Origin of the sequence: Nostoc sp. MG11 (assembly GCF_014904695.1) — a bacterium.
Lineage (GTDB): Bacteria > Cyanobacteriota > Cyanobacteriia > Cyanobacteriales > Nostocaceae > Komarekiella.
In genome coordinates, this window is sequence record NZ_JACXXN010000028.1 from 1 (window position 1) to 16,433 (window position 16,433).

13 protein-coding genes and 2 pseudogenes are annotated in these 16,433 nt (G+C 42.9%); 11 read left to right on the forward strand and 4 right to left on the reverse strand.

What is annotated here, in order from left to right; genetic code table 11:
* Nucleotides 1-149: 149 nt before the first annotated feature.
* Together HCR01_RS26830 and HCR01_RS26835 are read right to left on the reverse strand one after the other, a co-directional pair.
* A complete protein-coding gene (locus HCR01_RS26830; protein ID WP_193199096.1) occupies nucleotides 150-788 on the reverse strand; it encodes a hypothetical protein in 639 nt (212 codons plus the stop codon).
* A pseudogene (locus tag HCR01_RS26835) lies at nucleotides 766-2,013 on the reverse strand (sulfite exporter TauE/SafE family protein). Before HCR01_RS26835 ends, HCR01_RS26830 begins: the two are co-directional and overlap by 23 nt.
* Before the next feature lie 162 nt (nucleotides 2,014-2,175).
* Here HCR01_RS26835 and HCR01_RS26840 point away from each other — a divergent pair.
* The 4 genes and pseudogenes from HCR01_RS26840 to HCR01_RS26855 all read left to right on the forward strand — a co-directional run bounded on the left by HCR01_RS26840 (nucleotide 2,176) and on the right by HCR01_RS26855 (nucleotide 8,498).
* Nucleotides 2,176-3,237 carry a M28 family peptidase gene (locus HCR01_RS26840; protein ID WP_193199098.1) on the forward strand — a complete coding sequence of 354 codons (1,062 nt, stop codon included), beginning with the start codon at nucleotides 2,176-2,178 and terminating at the stop codon, nucleotides 3,235-3,237.
* Between the two features lie 75 nt (nucleotides 3,238-3,312).
* Nucleotides 3,313-3,591, forward strand: a pseudogene (locus HCR01_RS40520) (hypothetical protein); the annotation flags it as partial.
* A 55-nt stretch (nucleotides 3,592-3,646) separates the two neighbouring features.
* A complete protein-coding gene (locus HCR01_RS26850; protein WP_193199099.1) occupies nucleotides 3,647-5,299 on the forward strand; it encodes an alpha/beta hydrolase in 1,653 nt (550 codons plus the stop codon).
* A gap of 499 nt (nucleotides 5,300-5,798) precedes the next feature.
* On the forward strand, nucleotides 5,799-8,498 hold the full coding sequence (locus HCR01_RS26855) for a GAF domain-containing protein (RefSeq protein ID WP_320073181.1): 2,700 nt from the start codon (nucleotides 5,799-5,801) through the stop codon (nucleotides 8,496-8,498).
* Between the two features lie 120 nt (nucleotides 8,499-8,618).
* Here the strand turns inward: HCR01_RS26855 and HCR01_RS26860 are convergent, their stop codons facing one another.
* Together HCR01_RS26860 and HCR01_RS26865 are read right to left on the reverse strand one after the other, a co-directional pair.
* Entirely contained in the window at nucleotides 8,619-8,993 is a 375-nt protein-coding gene (locus HCR01_RS26860; RefSeq protein WP_193199100.1) for a hypothetical protein, read from the reverse strand.
* Nucleotides 8,994-9,001: 8 nt separating this feature from the next.
* On the reverse strand, nucleotides 9,002-9,496 hold the full coding sequence (locus HCR01_RS26865) for a hypothetical protein (protein WP_193199101.1): 495 nt from the start codon (nucleotides 9,494-9,496) through the stop codon (nucleotides 9,002-9,004).
* 369 nt (nucleotides 9,497-9,865) lie between these two features.
* On the opposite strand from HCR01_RS26865, the gene HCR01_RS26870 reads away from it, so the two are divergent.
* The 7 genes from HCR01_RS26870 to HCR01_RS26900 all read left to right on the forward strand — a co-directional run bounded on the left by HCR01_RS26870 (nucleotide 9,866) and on the right by HCR01_RS26900 (nucleotide 16,364).
* Nucleotides 9,866-10,294 (forward strand): hypothetical protein, encoded by a 429-nt coding sequence (locus HCR01_RS26870; RefSeq protein ID WP_193199102.1) that lies wholly within the window; start codon nucleotides 9,866-9,868, stop codon nucleotides 10,292-10,294.
* A 60-nt stretch (nucleotides 10,295-10,354) separates the two neighbouring features.
* The gene (locus HCR01_RS26875) at nucleotides 10,355-10,531 is read left to right on the forward strand and encodes a hypothetical protein (protein ID WP_193199103.1); all 177 of its coding nucleotides are present in this window, start codon (nucleotides 10,355-10,357) and stop codon (nucleotides 10,529-10,531) included.
* Between the two features lie 218 nt (nucleotides 10,532-10,749).
* Entirely contained in the window at nucleotides 10,750-13,215 is a 2,466-nt protein-coding gene (locus HCR01_RS26880; RefSeq protein WP_193199104.1) for a hybrid sensor histidine kinase/response regulator, read from the forward strand.
* On the forward strand, nucleotides 13,208-14,032 hold the full coding sequence (locus tag HCR01_RS26885) for a response regulator (RefSeq protein ID WP_193199105.1): 825 nt from the start codon (nucleotides 13,208-13,210) through the stop codon (nucleotides 14,030-14,032). The genes HCR01_RS26880 and HCR01_RS26885 overlap by 8 nt, the downstream gene beginning before the upstream one ends.
* Before the next feature lie 176 nt (nucleotides 14,033-14,208).
* Nucleotides 14,209-15,054, forward strand: a complete 846-nt coding sequence (locus HCR01_RS26890) for an ATP-binding cassette domain-containing protein (protein ID WP_226889660.1) — start codon at nucleotides 14,209-14,211, stop codon at nucleotides 15,052-15,054.
* Entirely contained in the window at nucleotides 15,011-15,865 is an 855-nt protein-coding gene (locus HCR01_RS26895) for an ABC transporter permease (RefSeq protein ID WP_193199107.1), read from the forward strand. The genes HCR01_RS26890 and HCR01_RS26895 overlap by 44 nt, the downstream gene beginning before the upstream one ends.
* Before the next feature lie 19 nt (nucleotides 15,866-15,884).
* Entirely contained in the window at nucleotides 15,885-16,364 is a 480-nt protein-coding gene (locus HCR01_RS26900) for a MarR family winged helix-turn-helix transcriptional regulator (protein ID WP_193199108.1), read from the forward strand.
* The last annotated feature ends 69 nt before the right edge of the window (nucleotides 16,365-16,433 follow it).

The window sequence follows — 16,433 nt, forward strand, 5'->3', positions numbered from 1 at the left end:
TAATCTCAGTTGCACTCGACTTAATAAATCCTCAACATTTAAGAAACTGGTTTGCCAGTTGCTGCTACTGTACCTCATAACAGCCGTAAATGCTGTAACTGCTGGAGAAGTATGATTAAACTTCTTTGCCTGCTACTACCTTGTTTACCCTACTCCCTCCGCCCTCTCATACTTTGCAGTACGACAAATAAGATGCCGATAAATCCCAAAATTGGGAGAGCGATCGCTAAAAGTGGTAATTGTCTAGATTCACTTTGTGCTACACCACTATTGACATCTTGCAAATCTTGTGAACTATTAGAAGTACCAGCCGCTACGGTAACTTCAAATTTAAAATTAAATGGTTTAAAAGTTGTCTCAGAGGCCGGTTTACCATTCAGTTGCAGCTGATAAATTCCTGGCTTGGGGAAAACAATTTCTGCACCTGGTATACCTTGATAACGCTCAGCCGCCACAGCGTTTAAAGATGGCTCCAGTAGTGGCGGCTCTCCTGGTGCATAGGGTTGGGCATAAACAGCTAGTCGGCAATTACACTGCGCTAGCGGAATCACCCTTCCGCCTTTGCGAGTAAGCGCAAACCAGGCTTGCGTAGGTTCTCCAGCACGAGGATTATCATTTGGTTCAATGTGAAGAGTGCCGCCGACATCTCCTGCTATTTTCACACTATGGGCAGAGGCGGGATGAACATTAGTTATTGGTATAACTAAGCAACTCAGCAGTAATAAATACTTGATTGTTCCTTTATTTGAGTTAGGAGAGTTTGGTTTACCGGGATTTTGGGGGGACATAAAACTTTTCTAGAGTTAATTTTGACCAAAACAAGCGCGATACCTACGGCAAGGGCTTTGACCTACGCACTAGCAACACACCGAGGGTGACAATTCCCATCAGTATTGCCGCTAATTTATTCCCCCAATTTGATTGTAAGGAACCCAAGTAATGGGAACCAATTAGTACAGCATGAATGGTACTCAAGAGCAAAGCTGGCACACCCAATAGATGAATCTGTCGCCAACGCTTACCCAAAGATTTCTGCAACGAGTCCACACTTGTGAAAGCAGCGGGGGTCATTAATATCAATGCTACAGCACCCGCAGCCATGCCCCACTGAAACTCTGGCGGCAAGAAAAAGAAGGCAGCAAAATTCCATTGCAATGAGTGTTCCAGCATGTGGGCGGTGTGAACCACAGAAAGCACAAAAGCTCCGACTCCCAAAGCGCGACGGTAACGCAGAGGCGACGCCCACAACTTACTGATGGGGCGAGCGATTAGCGCCATTATTAAGCAAATCAATGCAGCGTGTCCGGTGTAGTCTACCATTGTGTCACCAGTCCGCAGCAAAGTGATTGCGCCAATGGTGATAGTCACCCAGCCACCTAACCGAAATAATTGACTACGCCTGTCTTTATTTACCAACGACGTAGAGACGCCTACACCGAGCATAGTGGGCAAGGTTCCCAAGCCAAAAGCCAGCATAATTGCCGCACCCATCCACCAATTACCAGCTTCCGCAGCTTTAATCTGGGCAGCATACAGAAAACCACAGGGCATCAAACCCCAAGTCATTCCCAAAATTGCTGGCGTCCACCATCTAGTTTTTGAGGAAAGCTTGACCATTCCCGTACTTAGGCGGTTATGCAAACTGCCCTGCAATAAGGGATGTAATACGGGAATACGTGGTAACAACTCAGGCTTGACTTGTCCTAAGCCAAACCAAATCAGCATTACACCAGTGATAATTGCCATCCAACGGCGTAAATCGCTGCCAACACCCGCTAGCTGTCCACCCTCTACCAACACCGAACCCAGTGCGCCAATGCCAGCACCGACTAGAGCATAGCTCAACATCCGCCCCAGGTTTAGCAGGGTGTGAAATTTTAATTGCTGTCGCCAATTGGGCGTTTTCTGCTGATGAGAAAGAGAAAACGCCACCGTTAAGGGGCCACACATCCCAAAGCAATGTCCGAAACTGCCCAGGAACCCCAGGATCGTGATCAGCGACAAATCTAGCATATTACCTATTTATTTACCCTGATGTCTGAGATTACTGGTCGCAGGTTCTTTGATATTGATTTCATGCGGAACTTTAAGCCAAGTTTTTAACTTTGTCAAAAGACAAACCGTCAAACTTGGTGTTTACGTTAGCCTAAGTCTGGGAGACAGAGATAAATTTATATGAAAAAATGGATTTGGCTGATGCTGTTGGTGCTGATGGCAGTTGCAGTAGTAGGTAGCAGGGGTAATGCACTTAACGGGTTGTTTCAGCATACCTCGCCAGAAATTGTTGAGAGCATTCCAGTAGAAACACCCCAACCACAGCCAGAGTTGCAGAAAGTGAAGATTGCCCCGCAAGTATCTGCTAATCAATTGGTAACTCACATCGAAAAGTTAGATTTTCAGCGTTATACGACAGCAGAGCGATCGCGTACTCGCACTTATATTACAACTGAACTGAGAAAATTAGGCTGGAAACCCAAGCTAGAAAACTTCTCTGAAGGTGTTAACATCTTTGCCGAACGCTTAGGAACAAACAAAGCAGCTGGAGCAATTCTTGTAGCGGCGCATTACGATACTGTTGCTTCATCCCCTGGCGCTGATGATAACGCCAGCGGTGTGGCTGTGGTGTTGGAAGTTGCCCGACTTTTCGGTTCACGTCCAACGCCACGGACTTTGCAGTTAGCTTTTTTCGACAAAGAAGAGGCGGGACTCTTAGGTAGCAAGGCTTTTGTGAGCAAAGCGACACGCTTGCAAAACCTGCGCGGGGTAATTGTTATGGATATGGTGGGATATGCTTGCTACACTCCTGGATGTCAGCAGTATCCTGTTGGATTACCTGTTACTCCACCTAGCGACAAGGGCGACTTTTTAGCAGTAGTTGGTGATACCGAACATTTACCTTTGCTGAATGCCTTTCAAAACTCACAAATGAACCCTCCAATTGCCTTAAATAAGGAGGATTCAAATCTCCCACCAGTCTTAACATTGCCAATTCCTCTTAAAGGTTTGCTGGCACCTGATACTTTACGCAGTGACCATGCGCCGTTTTGGTATCAAGGAGTGGGTGCAGTACTAGTAACTGATACTGCAAATCTCCGTACTCCTCACTATCATCAACCTAGTGATATCCCAGCTTCCATAGAGCGATCGTTTTTTAGGGGAGCAGCCCAGATTGTAGTAAACGCTACTACTACATTTCTAGAACAGAATAAAGTTTTGCAAACTCAACCATCAACCTAACCAAACAAGGGAAAAGGGCAAGGGTTAAAGGGAAAGTAATAATTTTTCCCCTTTCCCCTTTCCGAAACAGTAGAGGACATTGCTATTAAAGTGGGATATCACAATAGTGTTCATTTCTTTCGTCAGTTTCGCCAACATCACGGGACAACGCCCCAAGTCTGGAGAAAAACACAGCTATCTATATCAGTTATATCAATTTATTGTCTAGTTGTTTGGCGCTCGGCGCGACTGCGCCGCACCGTCGCTTATGACAGTTGCGTAAGTCCTGAGTATAGACGGAAATACTCTAGATATATCTGCAATCCCAATTTTGCGATCGCATACGCAATTACTCTATTTTCATCTTTAGAGTAGCCAAATACACAAATATCCGCTATATTCCCGTAAGTATCAATTATTGTAGCTATTTATGGGAATAAGTTGGAGAACTCTAAAAATAGTTGCGGGTTTCTTGTTTACCGTAGCTCTCACACAGTTTTTTGGGGCAAATACCTCTGTACAAGCGGCTGACACCGTTGTGGTGCGTTTTGGTCTGTTTGCAGAATCCATCTCCCTTGCCGAATTGCGAAAAGCGGCGGAAACTGGAGAATTTCCTCCAGGTTTAGAACTTTTCACCCAGAGGTTATCGCAAGAACAACGCCGCTTTTTCTTGGGAGCGCTGAGAATGGGAGTACCAATAAATGTTGTCACTATTAATAGATTACTCAATACTCAGATTGGCACAACGATTCTCAACGACATATCCACAGCCATAGTCCGAAAGGACAAAGCCGGTGTACAAGCACTGAGAGCGGGATTAGTGTTAGGCTCTACTTCACCTCAAGGTCTTTCCGTACTGAGTTTTATCGCCGCCTATCCTAGTCAACGCCTGGAAATTAATTTGCCACAGGCTTTCATGGTTTCAGGGAGTTTGAATACGGCTTTTTGGCGCACCCAGCAGTTTATGCTGACAATTGCTCCCCAACTTGATCCCAGACAACCGCAGATTTCTTTCCCCTTTGACCCCAGCCAACCAGGAAGCGCTCAAGTACAAATACTCAAATTAAACCTAAATGACCAAAAGCGCCAACGCCAAATTCCTGTTGATATTTACTGGTCAACTGCTGCAACTCTCAACAAACCCGTAATTGTCTACTCTCACGGGATGGGATCAAACCGTACAGACTTGCGCTATCTAGCAGAACATTTAGCATCTCACGGTTATGTGTTCGCAGCTTTAGAACATCCTGGTAGCAATGGGACAAGTACCGACTTAGCAATCCAAGGTAAGACCAGGTTTTTGCAGCCTCAAGAGTTTTTAGATCGTCCAAAAGATATTAGTTTTGTCCTCAATGAACTCGAAAAGCTTAACCAAACAGCTAGCAATCCCCTTCAAGGAAAACTCGCAACCAATAACGCGATGGTCATTGGCTATTCTTTTGGTGGTGGTACAGCCTTATCAATTGCTGGAGCCGAGTTACAACCAAAACGTCTCAAACAACGTTGCAAGGATAACTTGTCTGTTTTGAGTTTGGGAGAAACCATCCAGTGCGTTGGTCAAGAACTACCAGAAGACAGCTATCAGCTTCGGGATACTCGGATTAAACAAGCTATCGCTCTGAGTCCTACAACTTCTCTAATGTTTGGCGAAACAGGTTTAACTAAGGTGCAAATCCCCACCCTAGTCTTGGCAAGTTCCGCAGATAAAAGTACCCCAGCTTTAACTGAGCAAATTGTGGCATTTGACAAAATCCCATCACCTAAGTGGCTGGTTGGTATACTTGGAGGTACTCATCTAAGTGTGAAAGACCCCAGTACTACTTTGGATCAAGCAGGACAACCCAATACACCTTTTAGCGGTGGCGAAATCGTGGGTGAACAAGCAACCGACGTTCGCGAATTCCTAAAAGCTATAGCTTTGGCATTTGCTGCCCAGATGACTCCAGAAGCTAAAAGCTACGCGATCTTTCTCACACCAGATTACGCCCAGTTTGCTTCAACTGCGGCATTTCCGTTTCGTCTAATTACGCAGATTCCCCCTGATGCTATGGCAGCGGTGAAGGAATTTTTTGGCAAAGAATAAAACTCACCTCAATAACTACTTATACCATTTCACGAAATTCTTGATCTAAACCATTCACTCTGCTCCTCTACCCACTTATAAAATATATTGAAACCCTGACGCACAGGACTTACCACGAGGCATCGTTCAATCTATGTCTATATCTAAAGTTTAGAGTAAGTAAAATATATTTCTCTCTGTAGAGAGAGAAAAAAGCTTCTAGAGTGTCAACATCGACATCATTGATAGTATTATCAATAAATAGTCGAAAAAATAAGCTTGTTTGAACCAAATGTTTTTATTCTCACCGTCAAAAGATGATAAAGAATCTGAAATCTTTGCCATGATTGTATTTAAGACGTTTTGAAAAACATTTGAGTTTTGGTTAGATAATCTGTGGAAAGGATGATTTAAAGTGTGTGTACTCTGACAAAATGTAGGCTATGGGCAATAGACGGTAGGCGCAAATAGTTGCCACGAAATATCAATAACCTAATAGATTAGGTCAGGCATGTTACACATGAACAACAAGGTGCTACGCCAAGCTCAAGAAGATTTAGAAATGAGCACTGAGGAACGTACTGCTGAGCTTTCCCAGACCAACACAATTTTGCAACAGGAAATTAGCGATCGCCAGCGTATAGACACATCACTACAACAGCAAATCGATTTACAGCGATTGGTGATGTCTGTTGCCCAGCGCATCCGCCAAAGTTTGAATTTTAACATGGTTCTAAACACGACTGTAGCTGAAGTTCGACAGTTGCTACAGGCAGACCGAGTGTTTATTTATCGCTTTGAGCCAGATTATAGTGGCGCTGTGGTAGTAGAATCAGTTGCCGAGGGCTGGATCTCTGTTCTGAATGCCCAAGTCCAAGACACTTATTTCATAGAAACTTGCGGTAAGGAGTACAGACAGGGATGCTTCCAAGCTGTAGCAGATATCCATACAGCAGGTCTTACCGAATGCCACCGCGATTTACTTGCTCAATTTCAAGTCAAGGCAAATTTAGCAGTTCCCATCTTACAAGGAGAAAATTTGTGGGGATTATTAGTTGCCAACCAGTGCGAGACATCCAGACAGTGGCAACCCTGGGAAATCGATTTTCTTCAGCAATTAGCAATGCAAGTGGGTATTGCCATCCAGCAATCGGAATTGTACGAGCAGGTACAAACTGAACTTGCTGAGCGCAAGCGGATAGAATCCGGTTTAAGAGCAAGGGCACGCCAGCAAGCAGCCGTAGCTAAACTAGGTCAATTGGCTCTCGCTGATACAGATCTGTACGCATTAATGCATGAAGCCGTTGCTCTGATTACTAAAAGCCTTGAGGTAGAGTATAGCAAGGTTTTAGAACTGCTTCCTGACAACAACAATTTACTCTTAAGAGCAGGAGTCGGTTGGCAGTCGGAACTTGTGGGAGATGGGATAGTTGGTGGAGGAAGCGACTCTCAAGCGGGCTATACGCTACTTTCTAGTGAGCCAGTAATTGTTTGCGACCTTCGAGAAGACAGGCGGTTCAGTGGCCCACCGTTGTTGCAAAACCACGGAGTAGTCAGCGGTATTAGCGTCATCATCCAGGGTCAGCAACAACCTTTTGGTGTCTTAGGCGCACACACAACCAAACGCCGAGAGTTTACTCAAGATGATATTCATTTTTTACAGGCGATCGCTAATGTGCTGGCTACGACAATTGAGCGCAGATGGGCAGAACAAAAAATCCGCGAACAAGCGGCTCTACTCGATATCACCACAGACGCAATTATTGTCTGCACTCTAGAGCAGCAAATCCTATTCTGGAATCAAGGCGCTGAGCGGCTGTATGGCTTTTCGGCAACAGAAGCCAACAGAAAAAATGTTAATAAGCTTTTTCGCCAAGAAATTTCGCCACAACTCGAAGAAGCGGAAAAAATTGTGATTGAGTATGGCTCGTGGCAAGGTGAGTTGCGTAAACTGACAAGATCTGGTAAAGAAGTCATCGTTGCCAGTCGCTTGATACTAATGCGGGATGAAGCAGAGCAACCCAAATCCATCCTCATTATTGATACCGACATCACCGAGAAAAAACAGTTAGAAGCCCAATTTCTCCGCGCTCAACGCTTGGAAAGCCTTGGTACACTGGCTTCAGGTATTGCCCACGATCTCAATAACATCTTGACGCCCATTATGTCCTCAGCCCAAATGTTGGCGCTCAAACTTCCTAATCTCGACGCGCGGTATAAACCACTACTAAAGGTTCTCGAACAGAACTCTAAACGTGGAGCGGATTTGGTTAAGCAAATTCTGACGTTTGCACGTGGTTCTGAAGGCAGAGGTGTTACTTTGCAACTAGAATATCTACTGTTGGAAATTGAGCAAATAGTTAACAGCACATTTCCAAAATCTATCAAACTTAGTAAGAGTCTACCTACACAAAATCTCTGGACTATTGTGGCAGACCCTACACAAATGCATCAAGTGTTAATGAACTTATGCGTCAACGCTCGTGATGCGATGCCCGAAGGTGGCACTCTATATATTTCAGCAGAAAATTTATTCATTGATGAAAACTTTGCCAAGATGAATCTGGATGCTCATGTGGGTTCCTACGTAGTCATAACTATCTCCGATACAGGATTTGGTATCCCTCCACTAATTTTGGATCGAATTTTTGAACCCTTCTTCACAACTAAAGAATCGGGCAAAGGCACAGGGCTAGGTCTGCCAACTGTAATTGGTATTGTCAAAAACCACGGTGGTTTTATTAACGTGGAGAGCGAGGTAGGTAAAGGTACTACATTTCAGGTCTACTTACCCGCTGTCAAAGAAAGAACAAAGCAGCAAACAGAGAACTTAGAATTACCCAATGGTAACGGAGAACTGATTTTAGTTGTAGATGATGAAGCCGCTATCCTAGAGATCACCAAAACTTCGTTAGAAGACTACAACTACAGAACCCTCACAGCTAGTAATGGCATTGAGGCAATCTCATCGTATGCTCAGCACAAAGATAAAATCAGCATTGTATTGATGGATATGATGATGCCATCAATGGATGGGTTAACTACCATTCGCATCCTGCAACAAATGAACCCACAGGTCAAAATTATTGGGATTAGCGGCATCGCGGCAAACAGCCAGCTTATTGAAGCTGCTGGCGCTGGCGTCAGTGTATTTGTGAAGAAGCCCTACACTTTCTACGAATTATTGCACGCAATTAACGACGTTTTGAGCGAGCCATAAGCTGTTAATGCTAATTAACATCATTATAATCCTCTACTGTTTAGCTTTAGACAGCCAGTAGCGACGTTAGCACATAGCAACAGGAATTGTGACCATAGCGCTTTTTCCTATTGAGAAAAATTATGGAGTGGGTGCAGGTTTTAGATGTTTTCCTGCGTAGTAGACAATTACTTTCAATTGTTCTTCATGAGGAACATAAAATACTCTGTCCCCTTTTGTCACCTCGTATTCCCATGCACCTTTGTACAGTTTGCCTTTTAAAGAGAAAACACAACTAGGTAGCCTGGTTATAGGTGCAGTACATAAATCGTCGTAACAACGACGAGAATTTTCTGGATGGCGCTGCATTAAGGCTTCCCAGTCTTGATTCACCCGGTGATTTTTAGCTACCACTAACCAAGTGCTTTCTGTTTTAGATAATGCATGAGCCGTCAGTTTAACTTCTGGCGGCTCCACATTCTCTATGATTGGATCTTCACTTGGATTATCTGACACACGAAAATTCACGCAGCATTTTTACTAGAAGGCTGTGTTAATAATATCTCATCAGTCTCATCATTAAAAGCTGCGGCTAGATCAGGACTGGTAATTGCTATGGCACTTTCATGCCATTCATGGATTATTGCGTCAATCAAGTCCCATGCATTGTTAGAGACATCAGTTAAGCGAAAAGCTTCACTAACCTCTTTAATCAAATCTTGAAGATCATCTGCATCAAATACTCTAAGCCATCCATAAGGATGCTCAGAACCGATTTCTTTTCCTAGTAACAAACTAAAAGCAACGGATAGTACTTCAAAAACAGCTTTACTCTGTGTTACTCCCTTAACAAGGTAAGCCGCATCTTCACGACGCAACAGTGCAAAAGATTGATCATTGCGAGTAATTGTTACTGGGCGTTCACAGGCTTTGTCTAGAATTCGCCCAGGTTGACGATTTAACTCTGTAGCCGTAATCAGTTCATCTGAGTAAGCATTGCTAAAAATTGCAAGAGACATGATTTGTGCGTTTTCTGGAAATGCCGATTTAATAAAATTTAGTCAGATCAATAAAGCTTATACGTAATATTTTACGTAATACTTTTTATTTGTCAATAGTAATTAAAACTCTTTTTGCTGAAACTATTCCTCTCAAAGCATTCCAGACTTTTTGCTAAGTAGACGAGGGAAACGAGGAAAAATAACTTTTATCAAAAGATATATGTCATTTTTTTGTCAAAAATGATGCTAAAAACTAAGTAAATTTTACAGATATTCGCCATGCTGAAGTTTTAGCCTTGTTGAAGAAATTCTTTTTTTAATGAGATAACTTCCAAAAGGCATTAAGTTAAGTACATCTACCCAAGGTGAGATGCGAGTTCTACAAGCATGGTATCCAGAACAAAAACCATTCAAATTTCTCAAGATTTTAAGAATCATCTAAGAGCCAAGCAAACTTCTACCTTCATGTTGAGACAAATCAACCGTCGCTATATGCTCACGGTCTTGATACTTTATTCCAAGGGTGTGCTAAAAACCGTATATTTTTATAACAATTTTAATAAAAAGCGGGACTACTATGCAGTCAAAATTAGTCAAACCATTCATATTTTCAACTGGCAGCACTTGCTAAACCAAGTAGGTAAGAGTGAACGCAACATTCCCAAAGATTGGGATAGCTTCTGGGAGTTTTGGAAACAAATACAAGATAACCCAAAGGTAAATCAAAAACCAGATACAAAAATAAAACCTGAAACCATAGCAAACTATTTCAAAGCTGTTGGATGTCGATATCCACCAGTCATAGCACCAGTTTGACAAGACTCCTTTTGGACAAACCCAGCAGTTCCACAGCTGTCGACTGCTGCTAAAACACTGATGAAAGGTCAAACTAGCCCATTTTATATTGTCCAAAACCCAGTTTATAGCTTAGTCCTAAAAGACAATATTTGGGGTAAAGCTCTCCATCGAAGAGTTGTGTCTAGTGTATCTCCAGAGCAAGCAGCTGATGAGACAATTGAGCAAAGCAAGCAAATTTTTGACGAATGGCAGTGAGCCAAATAAAAAACAAAAGTTAGAATGCAGATTTAATCATAAAAATTTATTTTATACAGGCTTAAGAAATATGTTGTTTATTGCATAAATACCCAAAAAAGAGGTGATAAATTCCATATTGGCATCTCAGCATTGACTTTTATTAAAAGTCTATTGGATTTCACCACTGAGTAGTTTTGTTTCTTACTGTTCCTTTAGTTTCTTCGTGACTATAACTTATGAAATTCTGGAATCAGCACCTAACAACTAAAGTTGCCAGTTCCTTCTTACTCCTGTCTTTAGTGAGTGTTGCTGTAGTAGGAGGAGTTACCTTCATAGAAGCCAGAGAGGCTTTAAAGCAAGCCACCTTTGATCGACTAAGTGTAACAGCAACGCTTAAAGAGGAAGAAATTTCCCGTTGGTTTGAAGACCAACAGCGGGATTTTCTCCTAACAACTCAGTTTCCAGATGTACAAACGAACCTAAAGATACTCCTAAGTCGTGAATCTGATGCAAAACATAGTATCGCTTCCACGGTTGTCTCTAAGTACTTCATAGAAATCACCAAACTTAAACCTAACCTCAAAGAGATTTTTATTCTCGATCGCAGCAATCAGGTCATTTTATCTACTGACAAGCTGCGTGAACGTCAGCACGAAGTTTTAGCGAACATGACTTATGTTGAACAAGTTGAGCCAGGAGACTCCTTTACTCCCATCTTTTATGTCTCGCATCTAACTAATAAGCCATCAATCACCTTGGCGACACCTTTACGTGACGCGGTTGGAGTAAGACAAGGTGTGCTTTTAGCTCATCTAAACTTAGACCAAATTGATCAAATTGTCCGCGAACGTACAGGTTTGGGTAAAAGCGGCAAAACCTACTTAGTTGGTTTGATAACTAAAAATACCTTGATCTCAAAAGCGCAAGTCAACACACAGCAAGTCTCTGAGAGTGTCAGCAGTCGAGGTATTGATGCGGCCATGAGTGGAGCTAGAGGCTTTGGGCTTTATCGCAACTATGCTGGAGTACCAGTCATTGGAGTGTATCGCTGGCTAAACGACCAAGATCTGGCCTTAGTAGTTGAGATGGATCAAGAAGAAGCATTTGCTCCAGCTCGTCAGCTCGCAGGGACAATTATGCTGGTGGGACTGGGTTCAGTGGGAACACTATTAATTGGAGTGTATTGGCTGATGCGAGAGTTAAAAATGTCTCGTGAACAGTTAGAAAATTACAGCCGCCAATTGGAGGTGAAAGCCCAAGAAGCCGAAGCTGCAAACCTTGCCAAAAGCGAATTTCTGGCCAATATGAGCCACGAACTTCGTACCCCTCTCAACAGTATTCTTGGCTTTACACAGCTAATGACTCGCGATCGCTCTTTGAATGCTTGTCAGTTAGAACATCTAGAAATAATTAATCGCAGTGGCGAGCATTTGCTGACCTTGATCAATGACGTGTTATCAATGTCCAAAATTGAAGCCGGACGAACGACACTAAATGAAAATAGTTTTGACTTGTATTCTCTACTTGACTCTTTCGTAGAGATGTTGCGACTCAAAGCAGAATCTAAGGGCTTACAGCTAATCTTTGAGCGGACTCCAGAAGTCCCGCAATATGTACTTACAGATGAGAGTAAATTACGTCAAGTCTTGATAAATCTCCTTGGTAACGCCATCAAATTTACTGAAGAAGGTGGTGTGATTTTGCGAGTCGGAATCAAGCAAGAAAAAGTAGAAACAAGACAAAATTCTCAGTCTTCATCCTGCTTGTTACATTTTGAAATCGAAGACACTGGGCCTGGTATTGCACCAGATGAACTGGAGAAGTTGTTTAAACCCTTTATTCAAACGGAAACTGGTCGAAAATCTCAGCAAGGAACTGGTCTTGGTTTAACTATTAGCCAACAATTTGTGCGCCTGATGGGGGGAAACATTGCTGTTAGCAGTACTTTAGATCAAGGAACGATTTTTGCTTTTGATATCAAGATTAGCCCAGCAGAAGTAGCTAAAGTTAAAACTCGACAGCTAAAACGACGAGTGATTGGTTTAGAGCCTAATCAACCAAAGTATCGGATCTTAGTAGTTGAAGATAAATGGGAAAATCGCTTACTTTTAGTCAAGATGCTGACATCACTTGGGTTTGAGGTACGTGAAGCTGAAAATGGTCAAGAAGGGGTAAATCTCTGGGAGACTTGGGAACCTCACCTGATTTGGATGGATATGCGGATGCCTGTGATGAATGGGTATGAAGCCACTAAACAAATCAAAACCCATTTAAAAGGTCAGGCTACCATCATCATTGCTCTGACTGCTAGCGCCTTTGATGAGGAACGATCTGTAATTCTATCTACAGGCTGTAACGATTTTGTGCGTAAGCCCTTCCGAGAAGAAGTAATTTTGAATAAGATGGCTCAATATTTAGGAGTACGCTATATCTATGAGCAAAAAGCTCTTAAAGTAGAGCAATTTGGCGAAGATTCAGAGATTGAGTGTTGTTCATTAAAAGAGGTTCTGACTCGGATGCCCTCTGGGTGGGTGGAAAAACTACATCAAGCAGCACTGTGTACAGATGAGAAGCTAATTTTCAGCTTGATTGAGCAAATTCCTCAAGAATCTGCCCATCTGGCAAACACTCTGGCTGATTGGGTCAATAACTTTCGTATTGATAAAGTGATTGATTTAACACAATCAGAAGAGAATGGATAATCATCTTCAGTTATTTAAAGCAAATATTCTAGTTGTTGACGATACACCTGATAATTTGCGACTTTTATCCGCCATGCTCACTCAGATGGGATATGAAATTCGCAGAGTGATCAACGGACAAACAGCTTTAAAGACAGCGCAAGCCGCCCCGCCCGATCTAATTTTGCTCGATATCATGATGCCAGAGATGAATGGGTATGAAGTCTGTCAACATCTCAAAGCTTCGGAGAAAACCCGCGATATTCCGGTGATTTTTATCAGCGCTCTGGATGAGGTACTCGACAAAGTTAAAGCCTTTGCCGTTGGGGGCGTGGATTATATCACCAAACCATTTAGTGAAGAAGAAGTTTTTGCTCGTGTAGAGAATAACTTGACTATTCGGAGGCTGCAAAAGCAACTTACCGAGCAAAATATCCGGTTGCAAAAGGAAATTTGCGATCGCCAAAAAGCAGAGTTAGCACTGAGACTCAGCCAATTTTATTTAGACAGGTTTAAAGACTCGATATTTTTTATTAATTCAGATGCTCAAATTGTCTACGTGAATGAAGCAGCTTGTCGTACACTCGGCTATTCGCGTGAACAACTGCTGACTATGACTGTTCACAATATCGACCCAAATTTTCCAGCGGTTACTTGGTGCTTACAATGGCAAGAACTTAAACACAAAGGCGCTTTCACCTTTGAATCTATTCATCAAACTCAAGATGGTCGAGATATCAGAGTAGAAATAAACCTTAATTATCTGGAGTTAAATGGACAGGGATACCATTGTGCGAGCGTCCGCGATATCACCACTCGCCCACAGCAGAACAACTAGACCATTGTAAAGACGTTGCAATGCAACGTCTCTACCGAAGGATTTGTTGCAATCATTAATTGAATCGGTATGAGAGCAAGGATTCATGCCAGAGGCCTATTGACTTCCTATGTATATATTGAGAAGCTAATAATTAGTTTGTCTAAATAAAGGAAGTACATGAACTTGTGACTATAATGACAGGACAAGCAGATTGGTCAGAACCGCTTGAGTGTGAGCCAAGACCGATCATTCTAGAAACTCAGGGACTCACACGCCGCTTTGGCAAGGTAACTGCTGTTGATTACCTAAACATATCTGTGGAACAAGGTGAAGTATTTGGCTTGCTTGGCCCCAATGGAGCTGGCAAGAGTACAGTTATTAAAATGTTGACGACTTTGCTGCCTTTGAGTACTGGTAAAGCAATATTGGCTGGTTATGACGTGACTCGTCAAGCCACTGCTGTTAGACGGGTTATCGGCTATGTGCCTCAAGCCCTCTCTGCTGATGGCAGTCTTACAGGTTACGAAAATCTCTTAATTTTTGCCAAGCTGTACGAAATTCCCTGGAAGAGGCGCGATCGCCATATCCGTGATATGTTGGCGTTTATGGATTTACAGGATGCTGCAAATCGCCTAGTGCGAACTTACTCCGGTGGCATGATCCGCAAGCTGGAAATCGCCCAATCAATCCTGCATCAACCACGCATTTTATTTCTTGATGAGCCGACCGTAGGACTAGATCCACTAGCTCGGACTCAGGTATGGAAACTTGTACAACAACTCTGTGCAGATCACGGCACAACCATATTTTTAACAACCCACTTTTTAGAAGAAGCCGACAGTCTGTGTAGCCGAGTAGCGATTATGCAGCAGGGTAAAGTTATAACTACAGGTACACCCAGTGACTTAAAAGCCTCTCTAAATCAGCCTAACGCAACTTTGGATGATGTGTTTATTTACTATACAGGCGACCAATTAGCATCAGGAGTCAGCTACCGTGAAACCGCAAGAAACAGACGTGCTGCTCAGCGGTTGGGTTGAGCCACTACCTACTCGCCGATCCAATCTGATCTCTGCAATTCATGAGCTAGTTACAAAATCCCTTGTAATTGCAGAACTTGAAGTGCGGAAACTGCGGCATGATCCGACAGATTTAATTGTGCGAGCCGTACAACCAGTACTATGGTTACTAATCTTTGGACAAGTGTTCTCCCGCACTAAAGCGATTCCCACAGGGAATTTACCTTATTTAGACTTTATGGCCGCTGGAATATTAGCACAGAGTGTATTGTTTGTAGCAATTTTCACTGGTGGGATGACGCTGATTTGGGAGCGCGATTTAGGAATTGTGCATAAATTCCTAGCTAGCCCTACACCTCGTGTGGCAATGGCGTTAGGCAAAGCAATAGCATGTGGAGTACGGTGCCTACCACAGGTAGTATTCATTTATGGATTGGCACTGCTGTTAGGTGTCAAACTCAATCTCAATCCCCTGGCGATTTTGAAAGTGCTAGTGATAGTCATGCTGGGAGCAGGTTGCTTCTGTACTTTTTCATTAATTATTGGCTGTGTGGTGAAATCACGAGAACGGATGACGGGAATTGGGCAATTATTAACCATGCCGTTATTTTTTGCCAGTAATGCTATTTATCCCATCTCACTGATGCCAAATTGGTTAAGGTTTATTTCCCGTTTAAATCCCTTGACTTATGAGGTTGACGCCTTACGCGGCACGATGCTGTTGAATGGCACTAGTCTCTATGGTTTCGGTCTGGATTGTACAATTCTCTTGGTAACATTAATAGGCTTGACGATTATCTGTGGAAAACTTTATCCACGGGTAGCAATGTAATCAGGAGAATAACCATCCCATGACCTTGGATAAACCCGCTAAAGGTGCAACTTCCCAAGAATGTGCCGCTAGAGTGATGGATACAGTTCCATTGGTGATGCGGTTTATCCGAGCAGATATGCGTGTTCACAGTGCTGCTTTTTTATCTATACCTCAGTTGCGATCGCTGGCATTTATCAACCGAAATCCAGGAGCCTCAATATCAGAACTGGCAGAACATCTAGGTGTAACTTGTGCTACAGCATCCGCCACAACAGAACGCTTAGTACAACGCAACCTGGTAGAACGCAGCGATCATCCTCAAGAGCGGCGGCGGGTTATTCTGAATCTGACTGAAGATGGCAAGCACCATCTTAAGCAATCTCAAGATCAAACTCGTGCTCATATTTCCGACCTATTGAAAGATCTTACAGAAGAACAAATTTCCAATATTGAAGAAGGCTTAGCTCTACTAAAAAATGTCTTCGAGCAAACGGAACTCAAATCTCCACAACCATAAAGTTACAGAACATGATCCCTTTGCAGCGTTGAAGTTTCGAGACTATCAACTATTGACGAATTAGCCCTA